The following is a 14474-nucleotide window of genomic DNA, read 5'->3' on the forward strand; positions in this document are numbered from 1 at the left end:
TGCGATGGATCGACCGTGACCGGCAGGTCTCCTGGCTCCCGGGTCGTCGCATGCCGCCCTGCCTTCCCGGTTTCCCAGTGGCGTCGTCGGGCGGCGGCTCGCCGGTTACAGTTGCGGGAACAGCGCCGGTCTCGCACCGGCTTCCCTTTTCATCCGCCTCCCGGCGGAACCTGTCACGGCGCGGCGGTTAGCCGCGGGGCGAGGGAAGGTCAATGATGCCGGAGCACCCGCCCGTCAGCTGCCCTTGCGCCCGATCGCCTCGACCCGCGCCGCCAGCTCCTCGCGCACGCTGGGCGACACGAACTTGGCGACGTCGCCGCCATAGAGGGCGATCTCCTTGACGAGCCGGCTGGCGATCGGCTGCAACGCCACGTCCGCCATCAGGAAGACGGTCTCGACATGGCGGTTGAGCTGCTGGTTCATGCCCGCCATCTGATACTCATATTCGAAGTCCGCGACCGCGCGCAGCCCGCGCACGATCATGCTCGCGCCCTCGCGCGTGGCGAAGTCCATCAGCAGAGAATCGAAGGCGACCACATCGATCGCCCCGCCGATCTCCGCCACCTCGCGCCGCACCGTCGCCATCCGCTCCTCGAGCGTGAACATCGGCGACTTGGAGGGATTGGTCGTCACCCCGATCACCAGCCGGTCGACCAGCTTCGCGCCGCGGCGGATGATGTCCATATGCCCCAGGGTCAGGGGGTCGAATGTGCCGGGATAGACCCCGATGCGCTGGGTCATGCCGCTGCTCGTGATGAATTACGGGATTGCGTCGTCAGCCGGTCGCGACGAGAGTCGAGCCGAAACCCCTTCCCGTCGTCCCCGCGCAGGCGGGGATCCAGACGCGCGGGAGCCTTCCGCATCTCCCGCAACGCCAGAGGATCTGGATCCCCGCCTGCGCGGGGATGACGGAAAAGAAAGCGAGGGAAACATGGCCCGCAACGCCGCGTCCAGACGCCTTGCGTCGCCAGCCCACCGACACCACTTCCAACCCTCACCGGTCCCGCTCCACCACATACCGCGCCACGGCGCGCAATACCTCGGCTTCGCGGCCGTAGCTGCGCAGGTGGTCGATCGCCTGATCGACCAGCATCCGGCACTGCTCGCGTGCCCGATCCACCCCGAGCAGCGACAGGAACGTCTCCTTGCCCGCCTCACCGTCCTTGCGCAGCTTCTTGCCGGCCAGCGCCTCGTCGCCTTCCGCATCGAGCAGGTCGTCGGCGATCTGGAAGGCGAGCCCGATGTCGCGCGCATAGCCGCGCAGATGCAGTCGACCTTCCGGCGGAACGCGACCCAGGATCGCGCCCGCCTCCACCGCCGCGCAGATCAGCGCGCCGGTCTTCATCTGCTGCAGCCGCGTGACGGTCGGCAGGTCGAAGCGCGAGCGCTCCGCCTCCAGGTCCATCATCTGCCCGCCCGCCATCCCCGACGGGCCGGAGGCGCGGGCGAGATCGAGCACGAGCTCGCTGCGCACGAAGGGATCGGGATGCGTCTTCGGGTCCGCCAGGATCTCGAAGGCGAGCGCATGGAGGCAATCGCCCGCCAGGATCGCGGTCGCCTCGTCGAACGCCTTGTGCACGGTCGGCTTGCCGCGGCGCAGATCGTCGTCGTCCATCGCGGGCAGATCGTCGTGGATCAGCGAATAGACATGGATCGCCTCGATCGCGGTTCCCACCAGCACCGCGCAGTCGCGATCGACCTTGAACAGATCGGCCGTCGCCACCGTCAGCAGCGGACGCAACCGCTTGCCTCCGCCGATCGTGGCATGCCGCATCGCCCGGTAGAGCGAGGCGCGCGGATCGTCGGGCACGGACAGCAGCGCATCGAAGCGCCGGTCGACCGCGGCCGTGATCTCCGCCACCGCCTCGGCCAGCGTCTCCGACATGGCCCGCACCTCGCTGTCAGCCGGCGGCAAAGGGTCGCACCCCGGCCGGCTTGCCCTCCGCATCCAGCCGGATCGCCTCGATCCGCGCCTGCGCCGCATCGAGCCGCTCGGCACAGCGTGCGCGCAACCGGTCGCCGCGCTCGTAGAGGCGGATCGACTCGTCGAGCGTCGCATCGCCGCTCTCCAGCCGACCCACGATCCGCTCCAGTTCCTTCAGCGCGTCCTCGAACGAGAGGTCGTCGACGGGCGTTTCGGTGTCCATTCGGCCGCTATGCGACACGCATCGGCACGTGGCAAGGATACCCCAGGGTCGGCACGACGTTGTGGCCGCCATGTTCACCCCCATCAATCCTGCGACCGGCGAGGCCGGAACCCCCATCCCTGCCCTGACCGACGATGCGCTGGAGGCGCGGCTCGCCCGCGCGGCCGAAACCTTCGTCCGCTGGCGTACCAGCCGCCTTGACGAGCGCACCGCCCTGCTCGCCGCCATCGCCGACCGGTTCGAGCGTGACAAGCGCCGCCTGGCCGAGATCGCGGTGCGCGAGATGGGCAAGACGCTGAAGACCGCGACCGCCGAGGTCGAGAAGTGCGCCGCGGCCTTTCGCCACTATGCGCAAGCCGGGCCGTCGATGCTGGAAAGCCGCCGCTTCGAGACGCCGATGGGGCCCGCCACCGCCCGCTGGCTGCCGCTGGGCCCGGTGCTGGCGATCATGCCGTGGAACTTCCCCTATTGGCAGGTCGTGCGCTTCGCCGCGCCGACGATCATGGCGGGCAATGTCGGGCTGCTCAAACACGCCTCGCTGACGCAAGGGGTCGGTGCGGCGATCGAGGAGACGATCCGCGCCGCCGGCGCGCCGGACGGACTGTTCCAGAACCTCGCCATTCCTTCCAGCCGCGTCGATGCACTGATCCCAGACGACCGGATCGCGGCGGTGACGCTGACCGGCAGCGAAGGCGCGGGCATCAAGGTCGCAGAGGCTGCGGGCCGACAGCTGAAGAAGGTGGTGCTCGAACTCGGCGGCTCCGACCCCTTTATCGTCATGCCGTCCGCCGATCTCGACGCGGCGGCCAAGGCGGCGGTCGCGGCGCGTATCCAGAACACCGGCCAGTCGTGCATCTGCGCCAAGCGGATGATCGTCCACACCGATGTCTACGACGCCTTCATGGAGCGGTTCGAGGCCGGGATGCGGGCGGTCAGGGCTGGCGACCCGATGGCCGACGAGACCGATATGGGCCCGCTGTCGAGCGAGGAGCAGCGCCAGACCGTGCTCGACCAGCTCGCCCAGATCCGCGAGGCGGGCGGCCGACTGCTGTTCGGCGGAGAAGCGCTGCCGGGGCCGGGCGCCTTCATGTCGGCCGGCATCCTGGTCGACGTGCCGCCCGCCTCCGCCGCCGCGCAGGAGGAGCTGTTCGGCCCGATCGCCATGGTGTTCCGCGCACGGGATCTCGACGCGGCGATCGCGCTCGCCAATAACGTGCCGTTCGGCCTCGGCTCCTCGGTCTGGACCAACGACCCGGACGAACGCGAACGGTTCGAGCGGGACATCGCCGCCGGGATGACCGCGGTGAATCGCATGCTCTCCTCGACCCCGGAGGCGCCGTTCGGCGGGATCAAGAAGTCCGGTCACGGCCGCGAGCTGGGGCCTTATGGGCTGCACGAGTTCATGAACCTGAAGACGGTGTTCGGCTGAAGGGGACGGGCAGCGCTTGCGATCGCGCGCTGCCCCTACTCCGTTCGTGCTGAGCGAAGTCGGAACCTTGTTCTTCTGTCCACGCCGTGGGCGATCCACCCCTCACCCCTGCTCGCCCAACACCTCCTTCACCAGATCCTTGCGGCTGAGCTTGCCGATCATCGTCTTCGGCAGGCTCTCGCGCACCACCACGGTATCAACCCGCTCGTGCCGACCGAGCTGCGGGTTGAGCCAGCTTGCCAGCGCCGCGCCGTCGACCGCGGCGCCCTCCTCCAGCGTCACATAGGCGCGCGGCTGCTCGCCGCGATAGGCGTCGGGTATGCCGATCACCAACGCCTCCTTTACCGCCGGGTGGTGGTGGAGCACCGCCTCGATCTGGCTTGGAAAGACCTTGAAGCCGCTGACCGCGATCATGTCCTTCAGCCGGTCGACCACCCGGATGAACCCGTCCGCATCGATCGCCCCCACGTCGCCGGTGCGCAGCCAGCGTCGCCCGCCGGCATCGGTGACGAAGACCTGTGCATCCGCCTCGGGCCGGTTCCAGTAGCCCATCATGATCTGCGGCCCGGCGATCGCGATCTCGCCCGGTTCGCCGTCCGGCGCGGGACGCGTAGGATCCTCCTTGTCGAGCAGACGGATATCAGTGCCCGGCAGCGGCTGGCCGATCGTTCCCGAGCGCGCATGGCCGTCATAGGGATTGGACGAGACGACGCCCGAGCTTTCCGAAAGCCCGTATCCCTCGACCAGCGTCGCCCCGGTGACTGCCTGGAACCGCGTCTTGAGTTCCGCCGGCAGCGGCGCGCCGCCCGATACGCAGATCCGCAGCGAGGAGAAGTCGGTCCGCGGCGTCGCGGGATGATCGAGCAGCGCCTGATACATGGTCGGCACGCCGGGCATCGACGTCGCGCGCGTCCGGGCCAGCGCGGCGAGCACCTGTCCCGCGTCGAACCGCGGCAGCATCACGATCTCGCCCCCGGTCAGCACCGTGCGGTTGAGCACGCAGGTATTGGCGAAGACATGGAAGAGCGGCAGCACGCCCATGATCCGGTCGACCGACCGTCCCCGCTCGGGATCGAGGCTGGCGACCTGCTCGGCATTGGCGGCCAGATTGCGGTGCGACAGCATCGCGCCCTTGGGCGTGCCCGTCGTGCCGCCGGTATATTGGATCAGTGCGACGTCGCGTTCGGGATCGATGGCGGGTCGGCCGCAACCGCCATCGTTGGCGATCAGCTGCGAGAAGGCCATGACCCGCGGGTCCTGCGGCCGCACCGCCACTTCGCGCCGCCGCGTGAGGCGGTAGAGAATCGACTTGGCCGGCGGCAGCGCACCGGCCACCGACCCGACCACCAGCCGCTCGAGCGCGCTCTCCTCCAGCACCTTCAGCGCCGTCGGCAAAAGCGCGGTGGCCGACAGGGTGAACAGGAGGCGCGTTCCCGAGTCGGCGACCTGGTCGCACAGCTCCGCCGCCGTGTAGAGCGGGGAGAAGTTGACGACGGTCGCACCCAGCTTGAGGATGCCGTAATAGGCGGCGACATAGTGCGGGACGTTGGGCAGGAAGAGCCCGATCCGGTCGCCCCGTCCATATCCCAGGGCGGCCAGCCCGCAGGCGACGCGATCGGCGCCGTCGAGCGTCTCGCCATAGCTGTAGTGGCGACCCAGGAAGTCGATCAGCGGGGCATCGCGATTGACCCGTGCAGACGCCTCGAACAGGTCGACCATGGAGTGCGGATCGGGCGTCCAGTCCCACCGGACGGGATGGCGATAATGGTCGGCCCAGGCCAGCGCGCTGCTCATTGACACAGGTGTAAGCAAGGCGGGTACAAAGGCAATAGGGACGCGTCCGGCCGGATCAGGCCCGGGCTATTACGCCGCCATCGACAGGCTCGCGGCATCGCGCGCGCGGTCGCGTCCCGCCGCCTTGGCCGCGTAGAGGGCGCGGTCGGCCTGGCGGTAGAGGTCCTTCCAGTCGGTCTCGCGCAGCAGGGGCCCGGTGCAGCTGCCGATGCTCGTCGTCACCATCATGTCGAACGGCATCCGCGCCCCGCGCAGGGCATGGAGCAGCGCGTCGACATCCAGTCCCGTCGCGGCGTCGACCACGACGGCGAATTCCTCGCCGCCGATGCGCGCCACCAGCGCGTCCTCCGGGACGGCATCGGCCAATGTCCGGGCAAAGCTTCGCAGCACTTCGTCCCCGCCATCGTGTCCGATCGTCTCGTTGATGACCTTGAAATGGTCGAGATCGGCCAGCACCAGCAGCTGCGGCCGCTGCCGCCCGATCGCGCGATGGAGGAAGGCGCGGCGGTTGAGCAGCCCGGTCAGCGGATCGGCATCGGCCAGCGCGCGCGCCAGCATTTCCCGCTCGCGCGCCTCGTCCCGCTGATGCTGGAGGAGGCGCAGGCGATAGGCGATGCCGATGCCCGACAGCAGCGCCTCGACCGCCATCGACAGGATGGTCGACTGGTCCAGCCAGAAGTGCCACCCGATCAGCCCCATGGCCTGCGCGATCCGCATGCCGGCGAAGACGATCGGCGCGCCCCAGGCGATCGCGAAGACCCACAGATAATCGCTGCGCACGCGCCACGCGCGCACGAGCACCGCCGGCACCAGCAGCATCAGCGCGACGAAGCTGCAGGTCATCGCCCGATCGAGTGCGATGGCGTGCCAGGGCGACAGCAGCGCCGCGGTCCAGCTCGACAGGAACAGTGCGGCGATCACGCCATTGGCGGCATGGCCCAGCCAGCCCGCGAAGACGCGCCGCTCGAAAAAGGATCGCGCGAAGACCAGCACCATCGCAGCGGATCCGCCCAGCAGCACCCAGTTCAGGCGCAAGCGGCTGTTATTGTCGATCGCCGGCATTATCTGGGTCAGGATGCCCGAGGTCGACAGGGCATAGCCGATGATGCAGCCGAGCAGCAGGCAATAGCTGATCTGGAAGCCCTGTCGCAGCGCGGCCACCAGCGCGAGATTGTAGATGAGCAGCGCGGCGATGCCGCCGATCAGCACGCCGTAAAAGCCTGCCAGCATCAGCTCGACCTGATCGTCGCGGCGATGCGTGCCCACGACCGGGCCCAGCACGATGCCCCGCTGATTGCCCGCGCCCTCGACATGCCACAGCAGGCGGACGGGCGGCGTCGATGCGCGCGGGATCGGCAGCTGGATCGCCGCCCCCATCTTCAGGTAGCGACCCGTCGTCGCGCTGGTGAAGCCGAGCGTGCGGATCGTCCCGTCGGCGTAGAGGATGTGGAGCGTGACCCGGTCCTGGAAGACGCTCGACATGCGGATCACGTCGAACCGGCCGGGCGGGATAGGCTGCGACAGCACCCAGAAGTCGCCGCTGCCGAAGCTGCGCTGGTCGTGCGCGCAGTCGAAGCGATCCGGGCGGGCGAACAGCGCCGGCGCCGCCATGCCCCGTTCCGCGCGCGCGATGCAGACGTTCAGCTTCGGACCGCCGAGCGAAGCGGCGGCGGGCGCGGACAGGACCAGCGCGAGGCACGCCGCCACCATCCTCCACACGATCCGCCACGCCGCTTCCATCGCACAAGGGCTACGGCCCGCAAGGCAAAGGAAGGGTTAACAAAATCCTGCGCGTCACAAGTTTCGTCGCATTTGTTCAAGGCTTTGGGCCGTTCGCTTACGGCGGGGAAGAGCAATGCTTCGACGAGCTCGACACGAACGGGAAGGTCCGGCGCGCGTCCGGATCGCTCGCAACGCGGCGATCCCATGTTGGAGAATGTTTCACGTGGAACATTCCGCGAACATCGGGATCAACCGCCCGTCTCCCCCGAGCGGTCCCAACGATCGATGATGGCCGGGGTGACCGGCAGGGCACGCAGAGGAGTACCACCCACCGCCAGACTCCACCCACAAACGAATGGCCCGCCTTCCTCCCGGAAGACGGGCCGCCCGATCACCCGAAGCGCATCCCTATTTGGCGACGACCGCAGCCTTGCCGCCCTTCTTGCGCGGCTTCTTCGGCGCGGCCGGTTCGATGCCGAAGGACAGAGCGCCCTCCTTCATCCGCACCGTCACCTCGCCGCCATGGACGAGCTTGCCGAAGAGAAGCTCCTCCGCCAGCGGCTGCTTGATCTTCTCCTGGATCAGCCGGCCCATCGGCCGCGCGCCGTACAGCTTGTCATAGCCCTTGTCGGTCAGCCACTTGCGAGCCTCTTCGTCCAGCTTGATGTGGACGTCGCGGTCGGCCAGCTGCAATTCCAGCTGCAGGATGAACTTGTCGACAACGCGGGCCACCACCTCGGTCGGGAGATAGCCGAAGGGCACGATCGCATCGAGCCGGTTGCGGAACTCCGGCGAGAACATCCGCTGCACCGCCTGCTCGTCCTCACCCTCGCGGGTCAGGTTGCCGAAGCCGACCGTCTCGCGCGCCATGTCGGCGGCGCCCGCATTGGTCGTCATGATCAGGATGACGTTGCGGAAGTCGACCGTCTTGCCGTGCTGGTCGGTCAGGCGGCCATTGTCCATGACCTGCAACAGGATGTTGTACAGGTCCGGATGCGCCTTCTCGATCTCGTCGAGCAGCAGCACCGAGTGCGGATTCTGGTCGACCGCATCGGTCAGCAGCCCGCCCTGGTCGAAGCCGACATAGCCGGGAGGCGCGCCGATCAGCCGGCTGACCGAATGCCGCTCCATATATTCGCTCATGTCGAACCGCTGGAGCGGGATGCCCAGGATCGAGGCGAGCTGCTTGGCGACCTCGGTCTTGCCGACGCCGGTCGGGCCGGTGAACAGATAGTTGCCGATCGGCTTTTCCGGATCGCGCAAGCCGGCGCGGCTCAGCTTGATCGCCGCCGCCAGCTTCTCGATCGCAGCATTCTGGCCGAACACCACCCGCTTCAGATCGGTCTCGAGCGATTCCAGTGCCTTCTTGTCGTCGGTGCTGACGCTCTTCGGCGGGATGCGCGCCATGGTTGCGATCACCGCCTCGATCTCCCGCGCGGTGATCGTCTTCTTGCGCTTGTTGGCGGGCACCAGCATCTGCATCGCGCCGACCTCGTCGATCACGTCGATCGCCTTGTCGGGCAGCTTGCGATCGTTGATGTAGCGCGCCGACAGCTCGACCGCCGACTTGATCGCATCCGGCGTGTACTTGACCGAATGGTGATCCTCGAAGGCGGAGCGCAGCCCCGCCAGGATCTTGATCGTGTCCTCGATCGTCGGCTCGTTCACGTCGATCTTCTGGAACCGGCGCAGCAGTGCGCGATCCTTCTCGAAGTGGTTGCGGAACTCCTTGTAGGTGGTCGAGCCGATGCAGCGGATCGAGCCGCCCGACAGCGCCGGCTTCAGCAGGTTCGAGGCGTCCATCGCGCCGCCGCTGGTCGCGCCGGCACCGATCACCGTGTGGATCTCGTCGATGAAGAGCACCGCGTGCGGCAGCTTCTCCAACTCGTTGACGACTGCCTTCAGCCGCTCCTCGAAGTCGCCGCGATAGCGGGTGCCCGCCAGCAGCGCGCCCATGTCGAGAGAGTAGATCACGGCTTCGCGAAGCACGTCGGGCACCTCGCCCTCGACGATCTTGCGCGCCAGCCCCTCCGCGATTGCGGTCTTGCCGACGCCGGGATCGCCGACATAGAGCGGGTTGTTCTTCGACCGGCGGCACAGGATCTGGATGGTGCGGTCGACCTCGGGCCCGCGCCCGATCAGCGGATCGACCTTGCCGCCCTTCGCCTTCTCGTTGAGGTCGACGGTGAACTGCTTCAGCGCGCTTTCCGTCTTGCCCTTCTCCTGTCCCTTGGCCGGCTTTTCTTCCTCGACGCCCTTGGGAGTCGGGGTCTCCGCCGCCGCCGCGCCGCCCTTGCCGACGCCGTGGCTGATGAAGCTGACCGCATCGAGGCGGCTCATGTCCTGCTGCTGCAGGAAATAGACGGCGTAGCTCTCGCGCTCGCTGAACAGGGCGACGAGCACGTTGGCCCCGGTCACCTCGTCGCGGCCCGAGGACTGGACGTGCAGGATCGCGCGCTGGACCACGCGCTGGAACCCGCTGGTCGGCGAGGGATCGGTGGCGGCATCGACCTTCAGTGCATCGAGCTCGGTATCGAGATAGTGCGCGACGGTGGTCTTAAGCTCGCCGAGATCGACGTGGCACGCGGTCATCACCTTGGCCGCATGCTCGTCGTCGACCAGCGCCAGCAGCAGATGCTCCAGCGTGGCATATTCGTGGCGGCGCGAGGACGCCGCCTCCAGCGCCTTGTGAAGCGTGGTCTCCAGCGCAGGGGCGAAAGAAGGCATTCAGATTACTCCGGTCGGACGCGTCTGCGCGTCCTGTGTGCCTATGTCGGCATCGCGGGGCCCCGCATCAAGCGCCCCCCGTGCACCGCCATGGCTCCCCTCGGCGTGCCGCCCGGAGGGAGCCCGAAGGATCATCGGCGGAACAACGCGTCGGCATTGGCGATGTGGTCGCTGGCCCGCTCGAGCCGGCCGCGGGTGCGAGCGATCTCGGCCTCCAGCGCGGCAATGCGCGCGGTCAGCTCGTGGCGCGACAGCCGGTCGAGATCCTCCGCGGCGAGTGCCGCGAGGAGGTCGTTCGGCCGCGAGGGTGCGTCGTCGATCTCCATCGGACACAGCGTTGACCCGCCGCCGCACGTTGTCAATATGGCCGACAGTTTCAGGGGGCTGAAGACCGATGACGACCATTCCCGCCGCGATGCTGGCGATCGATCCGGCGGACCATGGCGGCCCGGAGGTCCTGCGCCTCGAGGAACGGCCGGTGCCGCAGCCCGGCCCGGGCGAGCTGCTGATCCGCGTCGCCGCGGCGGGGGTCAACCGGCCCGAGGTGATGCAGCGCCAGGGCAAATACCCGCCCCCGCCCGGCGCCCCGTCGATCCTGGGACTGGAGCTGTCCGGCACGGTGATGGCGGTCGGCGACGGCGTGGAGCCGGAGCGGGTCGGCCAGCCGGTCTGCGCGCTCGTCGCCGGCGGCGCCTATGCCGAATATGCGGTGGCGCCGGCGGGCCAGTGCCTGCCCGTCCCCGCCGCCCTGTCGATGGAGGAGGCGGCGGCGATCCCGGAGACGCTGTTCACCGTGTGGACCAATCTGTTCGAGCGCGCCTATGCGGTCGAAGGCGACAGCGTCCTCGTCCATGGCGGCACCTCGGGCATCGGCACCATGGCGATCGCGCTCGGCCGCATCTTCGGGCTGACCGTGATCGTGACCGCGGGCAGCGACGACAAGTGCGCCGCGGCCCTGCGCCTGGGGGCCGCGCACGCGATCAACTACAAGACCGAGGATTTCGTCGAGCGCGTCGCCGCGATCACGCAGGGCAAGGGGGTGCAGGCGGTGCTCGACATGGTCGGCGGCGACTATGTGCCGCGCAACCTGCAATGCCTGGCGGAGGATGGCCGCCACGTCTCCATCGCGGTGCAGCGCGGGGCGACCGCGACCGTGCCGCTGTTCGACATCATGCGCCGCCGCCTGACCCTGACCGGCTCGACGCTGCGCCAGCGCTCTACCGCCTTCAAGTCGCTGGTCGCGGACGAGATCCACCGCTCCGTCTGGCCGCATGTCGAAGAGGGCAAGCTGAAGCCGGTGATCGACGCCGTCTTCCCGATCGCCGACGCCGCGGAGGCGCATCGGCGGATGGAAGCCGGCGACCATGTCGGCAAGATCGTGCTGCGCGTCCGGCAGGACTGACCGGCGCGGGCGCGGCGCCGGGCCGCCCGGTCCGCCTTCAACCTTGCCCTTTGGGGGATCAGCGCGTACATCGCCACCATGGTGTGGCCGCTCCGTGAAGGGGCGGCCCTTATTGTTTCCGACGGAGTCTTGCTCTCGTGGCCCAGCCGCTGATGCCCCATGCGACCGCTTCCTGGCTGGTCGACAACACCTCCCTCTCCTTCTCGCAGATCGCCGATTTCTGCGGCCTCCATGTGCTCGAGGTGCAGGCGATCGCCGACGATACCGCCGCCACCAAGCTGACCGGCCGCGATCCCGTGCGCGCGCACGAGCTGACCCAGGACGAGATCGAGAAGGGTCAGGCCAATCCGGACTATCGCCTCCAGATCAGCAAGGGTCCGGAGCAGGTCCGCCGCACCAAGGGCCCGCGCTACACGCCGGTGTCGAAGCGGCAGGACAAGCCCGACGGCATCGCCTGGATCATCCGCAACCATCCGGAGATTTCGGACGGGGCGATCAGCAACCTGATCGGCACCACCCGTACGACGATCGCCGCGATCCGCGACCGCAGCCACTGGAACATCGCCAACATCACCCCCAAGGATCCGGTGACGCTCGGCCTCACCTCGCAGCGCGAGCTCGACGCGGCGGTGGCCAAGGCGGCGAAGGCCGCGGGGACCGAGGCGCAGCCGACCGATACGAGGCTGGAGGGCGATCGCGAGGCGCTGATCGCGCAGCTCCAGGCCGAGCGCACCCAGTCGAGCCGCGACGCGGACGCGGCGGCGCACGGTGACGATCCCGCCGCACAGGCGCGCGCGCTGTTCGACGACCCGTTCCGCCGCTGAGGGTTCGGGCATCACGGACGAGATATAGATGGCCGTCTGTTCGTGACCGCCCGGACTGAACCGGCGTCATCCCGGCGAAGGTGAGACCTTCGCAAAGGTCCTCCGTCCACCCCGGCGCAGGCCGGGGTCCAGCTGGGTGAGCTTTGCAATAACTTACGGCCGTCCCCCGACTGGACCCCGGCCTCCGCCGGGGTGGACGAGGGGTATTGAACAGGCAGACCTTCGCGAAGGCTGAAATCTTCCGCTGACAGCGCGAGGCGAGAGTCGCCAAAGACCCCAGCCTGCGCTGGGCCGACGGTTGAGGCTGAGAGGATGTCTGGCGCCCCGCTTCGACCGTTCGCCCTGAGCGCAGTCGCAGGGCCTGAGACTTGACCGTGTTTCGACTTCGCTCAGCACGAGCGGGTCAGAGTGCTGCCATCCAGCCCTAAACGGCCCCTGCCCACCCCCGCTTGGCGTCCACGCCCGCCACGCCTATGCTCCGCCGAAAATCAGCTGGGAGCGGAATGGCATGTGCGACGAACTTACGGCCGCCGACAATGATCGCGGCGCGGGCGACGGCACCACGCGACGGCAGTTCGGGGTGGCGCTCGGCGCCGCGTCGCTCGCCGCCCTGCTTCCCAGCCCGGTCGATGCCCTGCCCGTCGATGGCCGCGCCGTGTCGATCGCCACGCCCGACGGCAGCGCCGACGCCTTCTTCGTCGCGCCCGCCAAGGGAAAGCATCCGGGCGTGCTGATCTGGCCGGACATCATGGGCCTGCGCCCCGCCTTCGAGCAGATGGCCCGCCGCCTCGCCGAGTCCGGCTATGCGGTACTGGTGGTCAACCAGTTCTATCGATCGACCCGCGCCCCCTTCCTCAAGCCCGGCGAGAGTTTCGATCAGCCGGCGGTGCGCGAGCGGATCATGCCGTGGCGTGCGCCGCTGACGGCGGACGCCGTCACACGCGACGGCCGCACCTTCATCGACTGGCTCGACGCCCGGCCCGAGGTGGATCGCAAGCGCGGCCTGGCGGTCACCGGCTATTGCATGGGCGGGCCCATGATGCTGCGCACCGCCGCCGCCCGCGCCGACCGGGTCCGCGCGGGTGCGTCCTTCCACGGCGCGGCGATGGTCGGCGAGGGTCCGGACGCGCCGATCCGCCTCGTTCCGCAGCTCAAGGGCGGCTATCTGATCGCCATCGCCGCGAACGACGATGCGCGCGCACCGGGCGACAAGGATGCGCTGCGCACCGCCTTCAAAGAGGCGCGCGTGCCGGCGGAGATCGAGGTCTATGCCGGCGCCGATCATGGCTGGTGCCCGCCCGACAGCCGCGCCTACAACCAGGCCCAGGCGGAGCGCGCCTGGACCCGCCAGCTGGCGCTGCTGCGCCGACTCTGACCTGCCGCAAGGGGAGTTCGACGATGACGCTGACGCTCTACACAAACCCGCAGTCGCGCGGCCGTATCGCCCGGTGGATGGTCGAGGAGACGGGCGCGCCCTATGAGGCGGTGATCCTCGACTATTCGACCACGATGAAGGACGAAGGCTATCGGGCGATCAACCCGATGCTCAAGGTGCCCGCGATCCGCCACGACGACCGGATCGTCACCGAATGCGCCGCGATCTGCGCCTACCTTGCCGAGGCGTTTCCGGAGGCGGAGCTGGATCCCCGGCCCGGGGAGCTGGCTGATTATTATCGCTGGCTGTTCTTCGCCGCCGGGCCGCTGGAACAGGCGGTCACCAACGCCTCGATGGGCGTCACGCCAAACGAGAACCAGCAGCGGATGGTCGGCTATGGCGACTTCGCCAGAGTGATCGACGTGCTCGAACAGGCGGTCGGGCGGGCGCCCTATATCGCCGGCGACCGCTTCACTGCCGCCGATGTCTATGTAGGATCGGGCGTAATGTGGTACACGCAGTTCGGGCTGGTCGAGAAGCGCCCGGTCTTCCTCGACTATATCGCGCGGCTGCAGGAGCGGCCCGCCTATCGCCGCGCCGCGGAAAAGGACGATGCCGCGCTCGCGGCGGCCGCGTCGGGCGATCAGGGCGGTTGACAATCCCGGTAGGTGGCCCTAGCTGGCCGCTCTTCTCCGCTCGGGCAGTGGCCGGGTGGGGCTACGCTATTGGAAAGTGATGAGGGCCATGTTCGCAGTGGTGCGCACGGGCGGCAAGCAGTATCGCGTCGCCGCCGGAGACAAGATCGTCGTCGAGAAGATCGACGGCGAGGCCGGTTCGTCCGTGACGCTGGGCGATGTCCTGCTCGCGGGCGAGGGCTCTGAGTTGAAGGCGGTTTCGGGCCTGACGGTCGCCGCTGAAATCGTGGCGCAGGCGAAGGGCGAGAAGGTCATCGTCTTCAAGAAGCGCCGTCGTCATAACTATCGCCGCCGCAACGGCCATCGCCAGAACCACACGATCCTCAAGATCGTGTCGGTCGGCTGATCCAGCGCGCGAA

General features: G+C 68.5%; 13 protein-coding genes and 1 riboswitch. Of the genes, 6 read left to right on the forward strand and 7 right to left on the reverse strand.

Going from position 1 to position 14474, the window contains the following annotated elements:
• Positions 1-4: 4 nt before the first annotated feature.
• Positions 5-189, reverse strand: a riboswitch (cobalamin riboswitch).
• Positions 190-234: 45 nt separating this feature from the next.
• From coaD to IEX18_RS01855, 3 genes are all read right to left on the reverse strand, one after another.
• The gene (gene coaD, locus IEX18_RS01845; RefSeq protein ID WP_188656952.1) at positions 235-741 is read right to left on the reverse strand and encodes a pantetheine-phosphate adenylyltransferase; all 507 of its coding nucleotides are present in this window, start codon (positions 739-741) and stop codon (positions 235-237) included.
• A 253-nt stretch (positions 742-994) separates the two neighbouring features.
• Positions 995-1885, reverse strand: coding sequence for a polyprenyl synthetase family protein (locus tag IEX18_RS01850; protein WP_188656954.1), 891 nt, complete (start codon positions 1883-1885; stop codon positions 995-997).
• A gap of 16 nt (positions 1886-1901) precedes the next feature.
• A complete protein-coding gene (locus IEX18_RS01855; RefSeq protein WP_188656956.1) occupies positions 1902-2147 on the reverse strand; it encodes an exodeoxyribonuclease VII small subunit in 246 nt (81 codons plus the stop codon).
• A 70-nt stretch (positions 2148-2217) separates the two neighbouring features.
• On the opposite strand from IEX18_RS01855, the gene IEX18_RS01860 reads away from it, so the two are divergent.
• Positions 2218-3576 (forward strand): NAD-dependent succinate-semialdehyde dehydrogenase, encoded by a 1359-nt coding sequence (locus IEX18_RS01860; protein WP_188656957.1) that lies wholly within the window; start codon positions 2218-2220, stop codon positions 3574-3576.
• A 102-nt stretch (positions 3577-3678) separates the two neighbouring features.
• Here the strand turns inward: IEX18_RS01860 and IEX18_RS01865 are convergent, their stop codons facing one another.
• From IEX18_RS01865 to IEX18_RS01880, 4 genes are all read right to left on the reverse strand, one after another.
• Positions 3679-5370: a long-chain-fatty-acid--CoA ligase gene (locus IEX18_RS01865; protein WP_229664299.1), complete on the reverse strand. Its 1692-nt coding sequence runs from the start codon at positions 5368-5370 to the stop codon at positions 3679-3681.
• A 69-nt stretch (positions 5371-5439) separates the two neighbouring features.
• Positions 5440-7110, reverse strand: a complete 1671-nt coding sequence (locus IEX18_RS01870) for a GGDEF domain-containing protein (protein WP_188656959.1) — start codon at positions 7108-7110, stop codon at positions 5440-5442.
• A gap of 390 nt (positions 7111-7500) precedes the next feature.
• Positions 7501-9819 (reverse strand): ATP-dependent Clp protease ATP-binding subunit ClpA, encoded by a 2319-nt coding sequence (gene clpA, locus IEX18_RS01875; RefSeq protein ID WP_188656961.1) that lies wholly within the window; start codon positions 9817-9819, stop codon positions 7501-7503.
• A gap of 131 nt (positions 9820-9950) precedes the next feature.
• Positions 9951-10145, reverse strand: coding sequence for a DUF1192 family protein (locus tag IEX18_RS01880; RefSeq protein WP_188656963.1), 195 nt, complete (start codon positions 10143-10145; stop codon positions 9951-9953).
• A gap of 68 nt (positions 10146-10213) precedes the next feature.
• On the opposite strand from IEX18_RS01880, the gene IEX18_RS01885 reads away from it, so the two are divergent.
• The 5 genes from IEX18_RS01885 (at position 10214) to rplU (ending at position 14461) form a co-directional block, all read left to right on the forward strand.
• Positions 10214-11221 (forward strand): NAD(P)H-quinone oxidoreductase, encoded by a 1008-nt coding sequence (locus IEX18_RS01885; protein WP_188656964.1) that lies wholly within the window; start codon positions 10214-10216, stop codon positions 11219-11221.
• Between the two features lie 137 nt (positions 11222-11358).
• Positions 11359-12045, forward strand: coding sequence for a DUF1013 domain-containing protein (locus tag IEX18_RS01890; RefSeq protein ID WP_188656966.1), 687 nt, complete (start codon positions 11359-11361; stop codon positions 12043-12045).
• 508 nt (positions 12046-12553) lie between these two features.
• Complete coding sequence (locus IEX18_RS01895) at positions 12554-13420, forward strand: dienelactone hydrolase family protein (protein ID WP_188656968.1); 867 nt, start codon at positions 12554-12556, stop codon at positions 13418-13420.
• Between the two features lie 23 nt (positions 13421-13443).
• Complete coding sequence (locus IEX18_RS01900) at positions 13444-14076, forward strand: glutathione S-transferase family protein (protein ID WP_188656970.1); 633 nt, start codon at positions 13444-13446, stop codon at positions 14074-14076.
• Between the two features lie 88 nt (positions 14077-14164).
• Entirely contained in the window at positions 14165-14461 is a 297-nt protein-coding gene (gene rplU, locus IEX18_RS01905; protein WP_188657780.1) for a 50S ribosomal protein L21, read from the forward strand.
• Positions 14462-14474: the final 13 nt, after the last annotated feature.

It is taken from the genome of Sphingomonas metalli (assembly GCF_014641735.1).
Taxonomy (GTDB): Bacteria; Pseudomonadota; Alphaproteobacteria; order Sphingomonadales; family Sphingomonadaceae; genus Sphingomonas; species Sphingomonas metalli.